This window comes from Legionella pneumophila subsp. fraseri (assembly GCF_000586315.1).
Classification (GTDB): domain Bacteria; phylum Pseudomonadota; class Gammaproteobacteria; order Legionellales; family Legionellaceae; genus Legionella; species Legionella pneumophila_B.
Map to the genome: position 1 here is coordinate 1 of NZ_JFIM01000034.1, position 14,303 is coordinate 14,303.

Below are 14,303 nucleotides of genomic sequence, written 5' to 3' on the forward strand. Positions count from 1 at the left end.
ATGCCTAACGGAATTAGTGATCAAGTCCTCCGGAATACGCACTCAAACAAAAAGCCATTAAAAATAGAGTAATCCTAAGCCTATTAAGGTCGCTATATATGGATGATGTTTTATGGATAAACTTAATCTCAATTTATTACGCGCTCTGTATGCGCTATTAACCTGTCGTCATCTAACTCTTGCTAGCAAAAAAATGGGCATAAGCCAATCCTCAATGAGTATTTATTTGAAGCAACTTCGTGAGCATTTCCATGATGATTTGCTTGTACGTGGCCAAGGCAGTATTATGCAATTAACTCCTTTAGCTAACTCATTGATCGGTAAAGCCCGACAAGCTCTCTCACTCATTGAAACATTATTTAATACTATAGAGACCTTTAACCCCTTAATTTCAGAAAGAAGTTTCTCAATTGGCATGACTGATTTGATGTCTATTTTGTTGACTCCAAGTTTAATTAAACGATTGGAACAAGAAGCTCCAGGAGTCAAGTTAAATATCAAACATCCCAGTTATTTAAATACGGTGGAAGTGTTTGAGTCCGGTGATATTGATTTAATGATTGGTATGTTTGAGAGAGTTCCAGAAAGCTTAAAGCAACAAAAATTGTTTCAGGATGAAGCCGTCATCGTTGGGGGAAGCAACCATCCAGGAATCCAAAAAGGGAAAATTTGCATTGAAGAACTATTTAAGTACCCATTAATTCAATTTTCATTAAGAGAAACTCCTTTTTACAATTATTTCGATCGCTATTTACGTCAACTAGGACATGACAAACGAGTTTCTATTAGCTTAGGACAGGGGATCATGCCTTTATTTGTTCTTACTGACTCTCATTATCTTACATTAAGTATTCGAAAAGTAGCTGAAAAGCTTTCCCATTTGATACCATTAAGTATTGCCTCTGTACCCTTTGAGGTTGACAGTTTTAATTGCTATCAATATTGGCACCAAAAAGATGATGCTGATCCTGGCCATCGTTGGTTACGGGAAATGGTTCTCAGTATAGCTAAGAAATCTCATCTGAAATAATCAGTTAAAACCTACTCTACGAACTAGCTATAGATTGATATAAAACACAAATCTTAATTAGAAAATCACAGAAAAGGTCTCTTTTAATAGGCCATGACCAGGGGGTATTACTCGCAAATCGCGAATAATAAAAACTAAATGGCGATAAAATGCACCATGAAACCCACATTATAAAATGTCCCCAGTGCACTAAACAGGGAAATTGAAGGTGGGGACAGGGCTGGACCTATGACTTTTTTGTTATCCTCGAATAAATTTACCGCCATAACAGTAATTTTATAAATTTAACATAAATAAATACACAGAAAATTAGAAAATCGAGTAAATTTACCGCCATAACAGTAATTTATGGTGAATTAATGCAAAAAAATGCAATAATAAATTTATTTTAATCATTTTTACTGCTATAACAGTAATATATGATTAATTTATGGTGTTCCATGCGCACACACGAGATAGCCAATTTAGTCCACTACTACCGCAAACAAAGCGGCTTATCGCAACAAGAATTAGCCCGGTTAGCGGGTGTCGGCAAGACGGTTATATATGATATTGAAAAAGGGAAAGAATCAGTACGGTTGAACACCTTGCTAAAAGTGTTAGATGTTTTAAATATCCAAATGAAATTTGAAACGCCTTTTCCTCAAACAACGGATAATAATTCATGAGAAAAGCATACGTATCAGTGAATGGCATTAAGGCTGGAACATTAGAAGAATTACAAGGTGGAAAATATCAATTTACCTACTTTGATGATTATCAGGGCGCGCCTGTTTCTCTCACAATGCCGTTAACCAATAAGGTCTATTATTTTGACGTATTCCCTCCTTTCTTTGAAGGATTACTTCCTGAAGGCATTATGCTTGAAGCACTATTACGTAAATATAAAATTGATAGAAATGACTATTTTGGTCAATTGGTAATAGTTGGCCAAGATGTCGTAGGCGCAGTGACTATTGAGGAACTAAGATGAAACGCTGTCCTATTACTTATGAAAGGATTAGTGACCAGGAAAACTACTCGCAACGTGGATTGCATTTGCTTTCTCCTCAATTAAAAAATCTTAGCCCATTAGATTTAAGTGCTGATGAGCAGCGTCAGGAAGCAATTGCTCGAGTAGGAAAGATGTCTATTCAAGGTGTCCAAAAGAAACTAAGCGCAAAACTAAAGATTAAAGAGGGATGTTTTGAAATTGTGGATCAAAATGGCCACTATATTTTAAAACCACAAAGTGATATTTATCCAGAATTGCCGGAAAATGAAGCCATTACTATGACCCTAGCAAAAACCATTGGCCTTGAAGTTCCGGTTCATGGTTTAGTTTATTCTAAAGACAACAGTTTGACCTACTTTATTAAACGGTTTGATCGAATAGGCCATAATAGAAAGTTAGCTTTAGAAGATTTTGCACAGCTATCAGGTGAAGATCGACATACAAAATATAAAAGTTCTATGGAAAAAGTCATTGCAGTCGTAGAACAGTTTTGTACATTCCCCAAAATTGAATTCGTGAAATTATTTAAGTTGACGTTATTTAATTTCCTGGTCGGCAATGAAGACATGCATCTAAAAAATTTTTCCCTAATTACTAAGGATAGAAAAATTTCCATATCACCAGCCTATGATTTACTTAACTCAACTATTGCTCAAAAAAACACAAAAGAAGAAATAGCCTTGTCTCTAAAAGGGAAAAAAAATAATTTAACAAAGAGTGATTTTCTTAAATACTTCGCCATTGAAAAATTAGGATTAAATCAGAAAGTCATCGATGGGATCGTACAAGAGTTCCATCAAATAATACCTGAATGGCGAAAGCTGGTTGGTTTCAGTTTTTTATCTCAACAAATGCAGGAAAAATATCTCCAATTGCTAGAGCAACGATGCAAGCGATTAAATTTTTTTGATTAACTTGATATCAGCCGTCTTCCTCATATGCTCAAGTATAAAATTAGCTACTTGTCGCATAGGTTTCCTCAGCCGTTCAACATCTTTCATGATATATGCGGCTACATCGTTATTCATTTTATGATTGAGCAAACGCTTTAACGCATAGGCTGGTAAATCAAGGCTTAGCTAGATCCCACTTCGATTTTTTTGGTCGCTGGACATAGTGAGATAACCAAGATGGCACTTCTTATTAATTGATTTGCGAATGCAACATATGTACAATATGGGCGACTTTGATTCATTGGATAAATAAATTGTACTCCCTCCCCCTTAAGTCCAAATCCTTACGTTTTTTTAATCTTGTTTTCATTGCTCTGGTTCTATCTTTCTATTTATTAGCTAATGCCAATGCAGCAGGAATTAAGCGTTATGATTTTGGGGAGATGTCCTCAAAAGTGACTAAAGCTTGGGATCAAGATGTTGCGCTTTATGTTGCCAGACGTTTTGCAGCAGAAAATGGTTTTGATGAAAAGGAGATTACGGTCAAAAAATTAGAAGCAGGAGCGACCAACCATTTTATCTATTTGATGTTTATCAATAACCAATTGAAATTTGTTCTCAAAGGCCTGGGCACGGAAAAAGAGGCAGAAGCATTGTTTGCTTTACAAAATTACTCAAAAATTCCTGATATTCAAAATAATCCACAAGCGGCTACTGTTACATTAAGTAAAACCATTAATTCATATGAGGTTAAGAATGATCGGAAGACTTATTACTTTGCAATTTTAGAAGCAGCTCAAGGAAAAGAATTATTTAAGATAATGACTTATGAATTACTACAACATAAAGATATTAACACCTTAAAAGATGTTTTTTATCGAATAGGTCAACAGACGAGTGAATTACATAAAACGATTATTGGGCATGATCAATTTATAACACCAAGAGATTTAGTGACCGTTATTCATGATGATTTTCACCCTGAAAATACGTTTTATAATCTTGAAACCAATGTATTCTCATTAATTGATAACGAAAGCATGGGAGATAGTATTACAAATCCTTTACCGATTATTAGAGAATTGTATGGGTTTTATGAAGTTCCTATCATTCGCTGGCCCTCAGAAAAAATAACTGTTGACCTCTTAAAAGACGCGGATCCTCATGATATAGCCAGTATCTATTACGACTTTGTGCTCGGCATGGCATCGGTGTATCACGATTCCCAAGATGCAAAACGAGTGTTAATTGCGGCTATTATTGATTTAAATAATATGGCCATTGCCTTTCTGAAGGATAGATATTCCGAGCCATGGATGCTTAACCCAAGCGATAAAAATGAAGCACATATTGTTTGGGGCAAGTTAGCAAAAGTCGCTGATAACCCGCAGCTGGCAGAACTCTACATCAACAAATTAGCCATTATTAATACTGACTTGCAATCCCTTTCGGGACTTTGGTTGCAGCAGTTACACTGATGAGCCATCTGTGCCAATTAAAACGTAGCTTTTTAGCCGCAGAGAAAATTGATGCAATACATCCAGGCCTGATTGTTCCGCCTTTTTGCACCATTGGTTTAAAGATTCAATTAACTCCTTTTGAGAGGATACTTTTTTTAACCAAATCTGTTGCAATGATTGGCGATAATTATAGACAAGCTGTAATTGCTCAAAACGATTGAGCAAGACTTGCAAATGAGCATTAGCTTTTGTAGTTTCTTGGCGTAATAGGCGTTTAGCCTCTTTAAATAAATGCCATTCTTTTCTATTTTTAATATAGTTACAGTTGCGTTTTTCATTTTTCAAAATAGGAATAGTTACCCTTTTGTAGTAATCGGACATAATTTGAAAACGGTTACTAATGATGGCTTTTACAGTATTTAAATCAACACATTGTTTGGTATCTTCCCTGGCCAATTTGGGAGGTAATTTTTTTACCTTGGCAAGCCCTAGAAAGGATAGACAACGTATATAAAACCAACCCAAATCGAATTCCCACCATTTCACAGAAAATTTAGCAGACGAAGCGTAGGTATGATGATTATTATGAAGTTCTTCTCCACCTATTAGAATGCCCAAAGGAAATACGTTAGTTGACCTATCAGGGCATTCAAAATTGCGATATCCCCAATAATGACCGAGTCCATTCACTACACCTGCTGACAGTGGAATCCAAATCATTTGTATTGCCCAAATAGTAATTCCAGGAAAACCAAACAGCAGCAAATCAATTAGAAACATAAGCAGTATACCCTTGCTGGAATAACGAGAGTACAGTTTACGTTCAATCCAGTCGTTTGGAGTGCCATGAGAATACTTTTCAATCATATCTTTATCTTTTGCTGCTTCCCGGTACAATTCAGGAACTTGCCAAAAGACCTTTTTAATACTAAAAATTTGGGGGCTATGAGGGTCTCCTTCAACATCTGTCATTGCGTGATGTTTACGATGGATAGCAACCCATACTCTTGTCACCATACCTGTTGTTAACCAAATCCAGAATCGAAAAAAATGGCTTACTATTGGATGCATGGTTAAAGCACGGTGGGTTTGATAACGATGCAAATAAAGAGTCACCGCGGCAATGGTGATTTGAGTTAAAACAAAGGTTGCTAAAACATATCCCCAAAGCGTTAGGTTTAAAATGCCAAAAAACATGAGAGCCTCATTATCTGTGCTTAAGCCAACCTCTTTACCACATTACTCTCCTGATTGGATACTTTGCTTTCCTACAATTTTATTGATTATATGGCATATTCTGGTTGTTTAAGGCTAATTCCAATTAGAACCCAATAGGTACTTTACCTAATAGAACAAGTATCAGATAGATAACCAGGATAAGTCCAATAAGACCCATCGGTGTATATCCCCAGCTCCTGCTATATCCCCATCGCGGTACGCTACCTAAAAGCAACAGGATGAGCAGAATTAGTAAAATTGTTCCTAACATGATGGTTTTCCTTAAAGAATCAGTTCATACTTTAATTATAGTTTAATTTATGCTCAAAAAAGATAATTATTGATCTATAATTAAATGAATGGGTGTAAAGGTCGATAAATCATGGAAAATGAACAAATAAGGGAATCTCTTCAAGAGATTATTAGGTATTTGGAGAATTATGAAGAGATGGAACACTTACCAGTAAATCCTTCTCACCCCCCTAAACAAACCCGATTTTCCTCAATAAGAGATGTCGTACGTAAGTTAAATGAAATACTTAATTCCATCCATTAATTTTATGTGCTCTCGTAACTCCATGAAAGTGTCATATTCATTTACCTTATCAGTTCGCGAACAACTAAAAAGGAGACTGTTTGTATGGGAGTACTGATGATGAATAGGCAAGAGCGCCAAAGAAAGGCTGTGTTAGAGATGGTAAGGCAAAGACAGATTAGTCTGGTGCAAGCGTCACAGCAATGGATTCGATATTTTTATACTATAATTTATTTAAACTCAAACGGAGAATGTCATGCCTTTTCAACTTCCTTTTGAAAAAAAGAAAAACCCATTAAATCCAGAGAGGCTCTGTCCTTCGGATATTTGTTTCGTGAACCTGTCAGTATTTTCTGCTTCGGAATTATTCGCAGGGGCAGACCCTGAAAAGGTCATACAAGAATTAACTATGGTAAGCAAATCATATGGCTCAGCAATAAGCTATCATAGATTGCCCGCTGGCTCTACAAAAGATCTGTCAGAGCATTCAAAATATTACCTTAATCTTATCGATAAGGCTATTGAGGATGTCAATTTAAGTCTGGATGACAATAGCAAGGCAACGTATTCTCTCAGATTTGCTCTATTACAACCATTACTTGTGAACCTGGTAGCGGCTGCGGAAGTATTGAAAAACGAAAAAACTCAAGAACAGGAACAAAAATCAAGTCATTCTGTAAGATTCATGTAATTCCTACCTTTTCAGCCAGAGTTGGGGAATTCATAGAAAATTATTGGGCATTTTTCATTGGACGACTGAAATTTTCTTGTGCGATTTGATTAGCTTCTTCTTCATTACATAAACAGGAGTCTCGAGTTAAGCCAGCAATTATTATGCGTAATTCTCTAGGCATGGCCTCGCTAAAAAAGAATTGTCCACTATGAGTGCGTTCCGCTTGAGCAAATAAACGCGCGTTTTTTCTAATTTCCGCACGAGGAGCATTTGCCAAATACAATTGGCGGTTTTTTTCATTTTCATCAATAGGTACATTGTTGGCAAATATTTTTTCGTACTTGGATAGCAAGCAATGATATGGACTCATCTGGCATTTAAAAACACTATCCAGGCTTCCTTTTGGAATGGTTAGTGATGCATACAGAAATAGAAATGATTGAATGATGAAGCTTATCAGAATGAATCTCATAGTTGACATTAAATTGATCTAATTCTGAAGTGATAAATGTTTTTGGTGCACGTAATACAATTTTATTGAAATGATCAAGCACATAACTGATCAATTTACTTCCATTCGGATTAAAATGCTGCAAATGAAATTCTTCTATCTTTCTGTAACGAGGCCATCCCCATGGCGGGTCGATAAGGACAGCATCCGCTTTTATCTCAGCAGCAACATCGAAAAAATCTCCATGAACAAACGTGATAAGATGTTCAACACCATAAACACGAGCATTATTTTTAGCCATTGCTAAACGGACGGAATCCATTTCGATAGCAATGACTTTTTTACCTGTTCTTGCAAGAGCAATAGCCGACCCGCCAATACCACAAAAACCATCTACAACAATCTTCTCATTATTGAATAATTTGGCTTGAGTAAGCGCAGCCTCTTCAGGCATAACGGTATGCAAGCCTTCAGAGTCTGTCTGAATCCCCTCATCAAAGCGATGAAAATAATCGTATCGCTTATCCCAATATTGTTGTAATTTAGGGCCAAATGGGCAAATTTCAGATGATTTCATTTTTTACCTGTATCAAGCAAAACCGGCAGTGCACCCCATATAGCAAGCCTGCCTGCATAATCGAGGATTGAAAATTTTAGAGTTTCCTTGTTTGTATGGAATAGAGTTGTTTGATTGACGTTCTGCATAGAGGATACCTCAATATTGTTATATTTAAGTATCCCTCGACACATAGCCACTTATTACATCAGCATCGGAGGGATCGAGAGTTGCTGATTAAGCTAACTATTAAGCTTTGATAGGCTATCGTGCCTTGTAACATAATTCAAGTAGAGAACAGATATTTATTTTGTGGATGCAACAGCTATTGACGTAAACCATTTAAATTTGAACGGATTGCAAAAAAGGGAAAATCGTCAATGGGGTAGTTTTTTGTCTTCAAGCCTCATCTGGTAATTTATGATTATGGCGAGTTAATAGCTTTTAAGCTGAACGGAGTCACTGTGTATGACCATATACCTATTGAGGCTATCAGTCAGTTAATGAGCAGCTTAAAAAGCCTTCACTCGACCTTGCTCGGCAAGACTCATTCTTGCCAAGCGCTTATTTACTACAATTTGAAAAGTACTTAGAGTATCGCTCATCGATAACACTACTTTTTTCATTATTATCAACAGCAGTAAAAAAAGGTATTTTACTGGTGTTTTTTTGATTAGATGGTACTAATATCTTTGCCAGTTTAGGGATTGGGTTTTGATCAAAAGGATTTGCCCATGAGTCACACCATGATTCCACTGCATCAGCATTGTCTAGTGCTTTTTCGAACTCTTCCCGTGTTTGCCCGAGATCTTCTCTGGAATAATAGTTATCGCTAAGAAATGCTGGTCTTAATTTATCACGTTCCCAATAGTAAAGATCTTGTGATTTAGACACACGGCGTAATCTGAAAAGTTGATGCAGTTCCTCTTCGCTAAGCCAATCTTTATAAATTGCATCTTGTCTTCTATTTTCCAGATACAATTCTTCCTTGTCAGAATAACACCACACTACTCTCAACATTGGATATTTTTTACATTTTTTCTCAAAAACCGCTTTGAATTCTGCTTGATTTTTGAATGGGATCATATACGACTGATTAATTTTCACTAATTGTCGTAATTTTTCCAAACCATTTAAACTAACCATCATATTAGTCAAGTTGTGTGAGTTGAAATTAAGAGGAGCTTTTAATAAGTCTAATCCTCCGCAAACCAAAGTTAACATCATTCGGCTTCCAATGTTTGATAGACGATTATCAGAAGTGAAACTGACCAGGCTCACAATCCTCGCCAAATCGCGATCAGTGAAACCTGCCGCTTTAAATCGTTCATAATAGCCTGCTAACATTTCTATATTTTTAGTCAACTCTATAGAAGTGGCGGCTCGCTTTTTAAGGCGCTCCAGGTAATCCGGGTTAAAACCAAGTTTTTCTAATTCGGACCAGGGATCTTGTAGTGGAGGAAACATTTAATTCACCTTAAATTAATTAAAAAGGACAAAAAATATATCACATGGTTATTTATTTTACTATTTCTAATTTCGAAACCGTTTTTTTCCAAATGAGCACATTCTAAAAAAACCCAATATGTGTAAAATACACACACTTAGATTTAAATTAGGTTTTTAATATGAAAAATAAAACAAGGGCGCTAAATTTTCTTAACCGTATTGAGCGATGTATTGTACCCCAATCAAATCCTCAAATAATGAAGCAATTATTATCAGCGCTTGGGCTGGATAATATAAACACTGGTAATGAAGAATATAAATTTTTTATCCAAACAATTAAAAGAAAAGCAATTGATCTGAATCCGTTAATTAATAAGATCAAATCAGATATTTTAAAAAATAAATCTTTATGTACTTTACTTGCCTATATCGAAGAAAACGAATTAATTGATGACGCTGAAATCGAAAATGCTTCTTCTACGATACAGCTACAAATTAATTTATTATGCCTTTTAGAGGCAATAACCATTACTATGGCTAATAGTAACGATTTCGCTCATGATATTTATAACCATATGATGAAGCAAAGGGGGGGAGGCGCCACAGGCAATCCTTTCTACAATTTTTTATTTGGAATACCTTCTCGTGCCACCTTATTTGAAAGATTAAAACTGATTTCCATAGATCCTGGTTTGACAAGCATTATATTTCATCGACAGATGGGTGCAAATCCGGAAACTCAGGCTGATCTCAATGATTTCGTAAGTCAAAATCGTTTATCTGGATGGAATGCTGATATCGAATTGGCTAATTTTGATGTTGCATCAACAAGCACTTTACCTGCTATGGGGGTTAACATTTTAGAAGCAGTATGGGAGGACTCTACAGGCCACAATAAAAATACCAGTGGTATTCCAAACGCGCAAGCTGGTTTGGGATTAATTGCTATAATGGAAGAAAAAGAATACACCACTTCTTTTAAATTAGCTGAAACTACTTTACCTCAAGGTACTAAGCTTGATTCAGATTTAGGTTATTCACTGATACCTGAGTTAAAAGTTGATAACTCACCAAAGAAAGTATCTCAGTTTCATATCGATGAACAATGGATGAATTTATACAATAGCTGGAATTTATGTTTTGTGATTGCAAATATAGATCCTGTATTCGTACCACTTAAATTGTTAATACCCAGTGTTTTTTCAGCAGAACCATCCAATTATAAAGAAACGAGAGTACTCACCTTATTTCTTGTTGCCAATCTCTTTTTAAACCAACAAACTCTTAATAACCCTCTCTTTTCCAATAAATTTTCCTTTCAAAATGGTGCTGCCATTCTGAAAAAATGGGGTGAAATCAATAGAAATCATGCCAGTGAACTAATGCAGCAATGTTCTCCAAAAACAGGCAAAGAGCCCGAAGCTTTATATAATCGTGTACTCGGTAAGCACGCTCACTTAAACTTTGGATTAAAACTTCTCTCTTATTTTCAGGATTCTCATCAGTTTAGACTCACTAAAAAAGCAAAACAAAGTGCCTTGAATGATCATTCATTTTTCTCAGGCACTGCCGCATCTGCGGATAATTCAGATCAATTGAATTTAGCCTCTCAACCTTCTTTGAATAAGGTATAAAAATTTTATGCTTTCATCTCATTGAATAAGTACTTGGAACCGGAGACTTGTTATAGCTAGTCTCCGTTAAAAAAATTTCCTTTTGGAATCGCTCATGAGGTAATGTGACTAGAACAGGACTTACGAAAAACTCCAAGGTCAAGGCAAAAAATGTTTTTAATGAGGGAGTTTAGATAAACTAAATGACCGAATTAAAAACCTTTTTTAACGATGAGATTGGAGTTTTTCGTAAGTCCTGCAGAATTTTAAGCTGCTGTTTTAAAGATAATATCAGCTTTCTCTGTCGGAGAAATCATTGTTGTTGATTTACAAAACCGTCATCCAGGTCTATACCATTTAAAAAGAGTTCAATTAAGAAAATTTCAAGATGAATATTTTATCCTGTTTGAAAGGCTTTATTGCAACCGTTGATTGCAAAAGTTTTTCAAAGGCAGCACAAAAATTATACATATCCCCCTCTAAATTGAGTAAGCAAATAACCTGGCTGGAGGAGGAATTAAAAGTTACCTTGTTGATACGCTCTACAACACGATTAATTGTGACTGAATCAGGCCATAGGCTGTATGAAAAGGCATTAGATCTTTTCGAGCAACTAGAAGTAGTCAAGGTCATTGCAACACCCGATCAGTTCGAATTAAACGGTGTAATCAAGCTCTATCTTACTGTTACTCCGGCGATTCCCTACTTAACCTCATTATGTGTTCAATTTATGCGCAAATCCCCCAGGATTGCAATAGATATTATTGTAGGTTCGGATACAAAAGAGCTCTATTCCTCTACCTTTGATCTGGCCATTTCATTTGATGATGTTAAACATGCAAAACTGGTTTGCAAAAGATTATTTTCAATCAAGAGAAATGTCTTTGCTTCGCCAGGGTATATTACTCGATATGGACTTCCTCAGACAATCGACGAGTTACCAAAGCATAATTGTTTGATTAACACTCTCTATGGTCTTCAAAATAAATGGGTTTTTAATAAAAAAATCATTCATGTATCGGGAAATTTAAAAAGCAATAATGCTGGTGTTTTAAAGCAAGCTGCAGTTGCAGACGTAGGGCTTCTGTGGGCTCCTTATTTTTCAGTTTATGAAGAAATAAAAAATAAAGCATTAATTCCAGTATTACCCCATGAATCCTCACCAGATATTAATCTTTACGCAATCTACCCAAAATCTATGGCAGATGAACAAAAAATAAATTTACTTTTGAGCTTTATTTGCGAAAAAGCCTTGTCAGAAAACATTGCGACATCCTTTATTTATAAAAATAATTAAAGATGGATAGACACTTTAATCTATTTTCTATTGCAAATTCAAAGAATTAGATTAATTTATCTAATATCAAAGTGCCACCTATTGGAGGTAGCCCCTCCTTTTAGGTTGAGCCAAACTTAATAAGAGAGCCAACTCAATGCCCTCAACAAAAAACATTGAAAAACAGAAAGACTCAAATCCTACATTGCGAGCATTGAGTCTGTCAGCCTTAGGCATAGTTTACGGAGATATTGGAACAAGTCCTCTTTATACTTTTAAAACAGTGATATTGCTGGCTGGAGGGGGAACCCCAGACGTAAACACCATAATGGGTTCCGTATCATTGATTATATGGACTCTGATAATCATTGCTTCGGTTAAATACATCCACTTTGCTTTACGGATTGACAACGATGGAGAGGGAGGGATTCTCGCGCTAATGTCCCTTTTAAGTTTAAAGCTAAAGCAAAGACCTTTCATTATTGCAGTGGGACTTATGGGAGCCGCTCTAATCTATGGAGATGGTACAATTACCCCGGCTATATCCGTGCTCTCTGCTGTAGAGGGACTGGAGATCTTTTCCCCGTCACTTAAGTATTATATTTTGCCTACCGCAATAATCATTCTCATTATTCTTTTTGCTATTCAACCTAAAGGTACCACCACTATTGGAAAAGCATTTGGTCCAGTGATGGCCTTTTGGTTTTTAACCATTGGTATTTTAGGGGCAAGAGGGGTTATCCAACACCCTTCTATATTAGCGGCGATTAACCCCATCTATGGTTTAAGTTTTTTATTTTCAAATGGCACAACAGGATTTTTTATTCTATGTGGAGTCTTTCTTTGTGTCACTGGGGCAGAAGCTTTATACGCCGACCTGGGACATTTTGGTACTGCTCCAATTCGCTGTGCCTGGTTTGGCCTGGTTTTTCCAAGTCTTATCTTCAATTATCTGGGACAAGCCGCTTTGGTTTTGGAAGGAGCATCCACAGAGCATAATATTTTTTACATGCTGTGCCCAGGTGATTTTTTATTACCGTTAATAATTCTCTCCACCGTCGCAACAATTATTGCCAGCCAAGCCATTATTACCGGAGCATTTTCCATGACGAGACAAGCAATGCAACTGGGTTGGCTGCCCAGATTACAAGTCACACAAACGTCTTCAGAAGGTTATGGTCAAATTTATATAGGAGTTGTTAACTGGCTTTTAATGCTGGCTACCCTTGGACTTACTATTGGATTTGGTAGTTCTGAAAAATTAGCTGCTGCCTACGGCATTGCTGTTTCAGCCACTATGCTCTGCACCACTATTCTTTTGTTTATTGCTCTGCATAAACTATGGAAATGGAGTATCATCAAATCAGGGCTTGTTGCTGGATTATTCCTGGTTGTCGATGCTTCTTTTTTTGTGGCTAATCTCACAAAATTTGCCAATGGCGGATATATACCAGTGACATTGGCAGTCTTAATTTATTTCATGATGTATATTTGGCATAAAGGCTATCAAACCATCGCAATCAAACAAAAAGAAAAAAATATAACGATCGATTCCTTTCTGGAAAGTATTCAAAAAGAGGGGGTAGTGCGTGTGGCTAAAACAGCCGTTTTTCTTACATCCAAAGACCAAGACATTCCTCCAATCCTGATTTGGCATGTAAAGAAAAATCGTGTATTGCAGGATAAGGTGATTATTTTAAAAATTAACAACTTGTCCATCCCATGGTGTAAATCCGATGATCAATTACAAATTATGGAAGTAGCAAAGGGCATTTGGCGTGCTGTGGCCAATTATGGCTTTATGGAACATCCAAACATTCCCAAATTGTTAAAAAAATTACAAAATCAAGGCTATGACATCAATGTCAAAGACATTACCTATTATATTGGTCACGAGACAATTATTATCCGAAATGATAGTAATGTTCTGTTAAAATACATTAAAACCGTCTTCATTTTTATGCATCGCAACGCGCTTCCCATGAGTAACTATTTTCATCTTCCCCCTGAATCGGTTTTTGAAATAGGGCGGCAGATAGAAATTTAGTGGAAATAATTGACCCCACACATGGAAAACTCTGCGGGTGAGTGCAATTTTATGGTCAGGATTGAATTTTGCACTTAATCTTATAATCCATGTTGGTAAATCAAGATT

Annotated in this window: 14 protein-coding genes and 1 pseudogene; 9 read left to right on the top strand and 6 right to left on the bottom strand. The window is 36.2% G+C overall.

The genetic code is table 11. The features are described from left to right. Positions 1–112: 112 nt before the first annotated feature. The 4 genes from CC34_RS0108520 to CC34_RS0108535 all read left to right on the top strand — a co-directional run bounded on the left by CC34_RS0108520 (position 113) and on the right by CC34_RS0108535 (position 2,938). Positions 113–1,030 carry a LysR family transcriptional regulator gene (locus tag CC34_RS0108520; protein WP_027227414.1) on the top strand — a complete coding sequence of 306 codons (918 nt, stop codon included), beginning with the start codon at positions 113–115 and terminating at the stop codon, positions 1,028–1,030. Between the two features lie 440 nt (positions 1,031–1,470). After that, positions 1,471–1,698, top strand: coding sequence for a helix-turn-helix transcriptional regulator (locus CC34_RS0108525; RefSeq protein ID WP_027227415.1), 228 nt, complete (start codon positions 1,471–1,473; stop codon positions 1,696–1,698). Beyond that, positions 1,695–2,003 (top strand): HipA N-terminal domain-containing protein, encoded by a 309-nt coding sequence (locus tag CC34_RS0108530; RefSeq protein WP_027227416.1) that lies wholly within the window; start codon positions 1,695–1,697, stop codon positions 2,001–2,003. The genes CC34_RS0108525 and CC34_RS0108530 overlap by 4 nt, the downstream gene beginning before the upstream one ends. Next, on the top strand, positions 2,000–2,938 hold the full coding sequence (locus tag CC34_RS0108535; RefSeq protein ID WP_027227417.1) for a lpg2370 family Dot/Icm T4SS effector: 939 nt from the start codon (positions 2,000–2,002) through the stop codon (positions 2,936–2,938). Before CC34_RS0108530 ends, CC34_RS0108535 begins: the two co-directional genes overlap by 4 nt. Here CC34_RS0108535 and CC34_RS1000000117765 read toward each other — a convergent pair. Continuing rightward, positions 2,921–3,100 (bottom strand): annotated as a pseudogene (locus tag CC34_RS1000000117765) (hypothetical protein); the annotation flags it as partial. The gene CC34_RS0108535 and the pseudogene CC34_RS1000000117765 sit on opposite strands and share 18 nt — an antisense overlap. Positions 3,101–3,231: 131 nt before the next feature. On the opposite strand from CC34_RS1000000117765, the gene CC34_RS0108545 reads away from it, so the two are divergent. Beyond that, positions 3,232–4,395: a hypothetical protein gene (locus tag CC34_RS0108545; protein ID WP_027227418.1), complete on the top strand. Its 1,164-nt coding sequence runs from the start codon at positions 3,232–3,234 to the stop codon at positions 4,393–4,395. Here CC34_RS0108545 and CC34_RS0108550 read toward each other — a convergent pair. Both CC34_RS0108550 and CC34_RS1000000117035 read right to left on the bottom strand, forming a co-directional pair. Next, complete coding sequence (locus tag CC34_RS0108550; protein ID WP_027227419.1) at positions 4,387–5,574, bottom strand: DesA family fatty acid desaturase; 1,188 nt, start codon at positions 5,572–5,574, stop codon at positions 4,387–4,389. The genes CC34_RS0108545 and CC34_RS0108550 overlap by 9 nt on opposite strands. A 124-nt stretch (positions 5,575–5,698) precedes the next feature. After that, on the bottom strand, positions 5,699–5,866 hold the full coding sequence (locus CC34_RS1000000117035) for a DUF3309 family protein (protein ID WP_011214444.1): 168 nt from the start codon (positions 5,864–5,866) through the stop codon (positions 5,699–5,701). A gap of 520 nt (positions 5,867–6,386) precedes the next feature. On the opposite strand from CC34_RS1000000117035, the gene CC34_RS0108565 reads away from it, so the two are divergent. After that, positions 6,387–6,821 (top strand): hypothetical protein, encoded by a 435-nt coding sequence (locus CC34_RS0108565; protein WP_027227420.1) that lies wholly within the window; start codon positions 6,387–6,389, stop codon positions 6,819–6,821. A 40-nt stretch (positions 6,822–6,861) separates the two neighbouring features. On the opposite strand, the gene CC34_RS0108570 is transcribed toward CC34_RS0108565, so the two are convergent. The 3 genes from CC34_RS0108570 to CC34_RS0108585 all read right to left on the bottom strand — a co-directional run bounded on the left by CC34_RS0108570 (position 6,862) and on the right by CC34_RS0108585 (position 9,277). Continuing rightward, positions 6,862–7,173, bottom strand: coding sequence for a hypothetical protein (locus CC34_RS0108570; protein ID WP_027227421.1), 312 nt, complete (start codon positions 7,171–7,173; stop codon positions 6,862–6,864). Positions 7,174–7,189: 16 nt separating this feature from the next. Beyond that, positions 7,190–7,831 carry an RsmD family RNA methyltransferase gene (locus CC34_RS0108575; protein ID WP_027227422.1) on the bottom strand — a complete coding sequence of 214 codons (642 nt, stop codon included), beginning with the start codon at positions 7,829–7,831 and terminating at the stop codon, positions 7,190–7,192. Between the two features lie 543 nt (positions 7,832–8,374). Continuing rightward, entirely contained in the window at positions 8,375–9,277 is a 903-nt protein-coding gene (locus CC34_RS0108585; RefSeq protein ID WP_027227423.1) for a hypothetical protein, read from the bottom strand. Between the two features lie 161 nt (positions 9,278–9,438). Between CC34_RS0108585 and CC34_RS0108590 the strand changes: the two genes are divergently transcribed. From CC34_RS0108590 to CC34_RS0108600, 3 genes are all read left to right on the top strand, one after another. Next, the gene (locus tag CC34_RS0108590) at positions 9,439–10,893 is read left to right on the top strand and encodes a lpg2382 family Dot/Icm T4SS effector (protein WP_027227424.1); all 1,455 of its coding nucleotides are present in this window, start codon (positions 9,439–9,441) and stop codon (positions 10,891–10,893) included. A 367-nt stretch (positions 10,894–11,260) separates the two neighbouring features. Then, positions 11,261–12,169 carry a LysR family transcriptional regulator gene (locus tag CC34_RS0108595; protein WP_027227425.1) on the top strand — a complete coding sequence of 303 codons (909 nt, stop codon included), beginning with the start codon at positions 11,261–11,263 and terminating at the stop codon, positions 12,167–12,169. Positions 12,170–12,305: 136 nt separating this feature from the next. Continuing rightward, positions 12,306–14,195, top strand: coding sequence for a potassium transporter Kup (locus tag CC34_RS0108600; RefSeq protein ID WP_027227426.1), 1,890 nt, complete (start codon positions 12,306–12,308; stop codon positions 14,193–14,195). Positions 14,196–14,303: the final 108 nt, after the last annotated feature.

Bases quoted from the DNA above. Each gene is read 5' to 3' on its own strand.
- CC34_RS0108520 (WP_027227414.1), top strand. From the start codon at position 113: ATGGATAAACTTAATCTCAATTTATTACGCGCTCTGTATGCGCTATTA.
- CC34_RS0108525 (WP_027227415.1), top strand. From the start codon at position 1,471: ATGCGCACACACGAGATAGCCAATTTAGTCCACTACTACCGCAAACAA.
- CC34_RS0108530 (WP_027227416.1), top strand. From the start codon at position 1,695: ATGAGAAAAGCATACGTATCAGTGAATGGCATTAAGGCTGGAACATTA.
- CC34_RS0108535 (WP_027227417.1), top strand. From the start codon at position 2,000: ATGAAACGCTGTCCTATTACTTATGAAAGGATTAGTGACCAGGAAAAC.
- CC34_RS0108550 (WP_027227419.1), bottom strand. From the start codon at position 5,574: ATGTTTTTTGGCATTTTAAACCTAACGCTTTGGGGATATGTTTTAGCA.
- CC34_RS1000000117035 (WP_011214444.1), bottom strand. From the start codon at position 5,866: ATGTTAGGAACAATTTTACTAATTCTGCTCATCCTGTTGCTTTTAGGT.
- CC34_RS0108565 (WP_027227420.1), top strand. From the start codon at position 6,387: ATGCCTTTTCAACTTCCTTTTGAAAAAAAGAAAAACCCATTAAATCCA.
- CC34_RS0108570 (WP_027227421.1), bottom strand. From the start codon at position 7,173: ATGAGTCCATATCATTGCTTGCTATCCAAGTACGAAAAAATATTTGCC.
- CC34_RS0108575 (WP_027227422.1), bottom strand. From the start codon at position 7,831: ATGAAATCATCTGAAATTTGCCCATTTGGCCCTAAATTACAACAATAT.
- CC34_RS0108585 (WP_027227423.1), bottom strand. From the start codon at position 9,277: ATGTTTCCTCCACTACAAGATCCCTGGTCCGAATTAGAAAAACTTGGT.
- CC34_RS0108590 (WP_027227424.1), top strand. From the start codon at position 9,439: ATGAAAAATAAAACAAGGGCGCTAAATTTTCTTAACCGTATTGAGCGA.
- CC34_RS0108595 (WP_027227425.1), top strand. From the start codon at position 11,261: ATGAATATTTTATCCTGTTTGAAAGGCTTTATTGCAACCGTTGATTGC.
- CC34_RS0108600 (WP_027227426.1), top strand. From the start codon at position 12,306: ATGCCCTCAACAAAAAACATTGAAAAACAGAAAGACTCAAATCCTACA.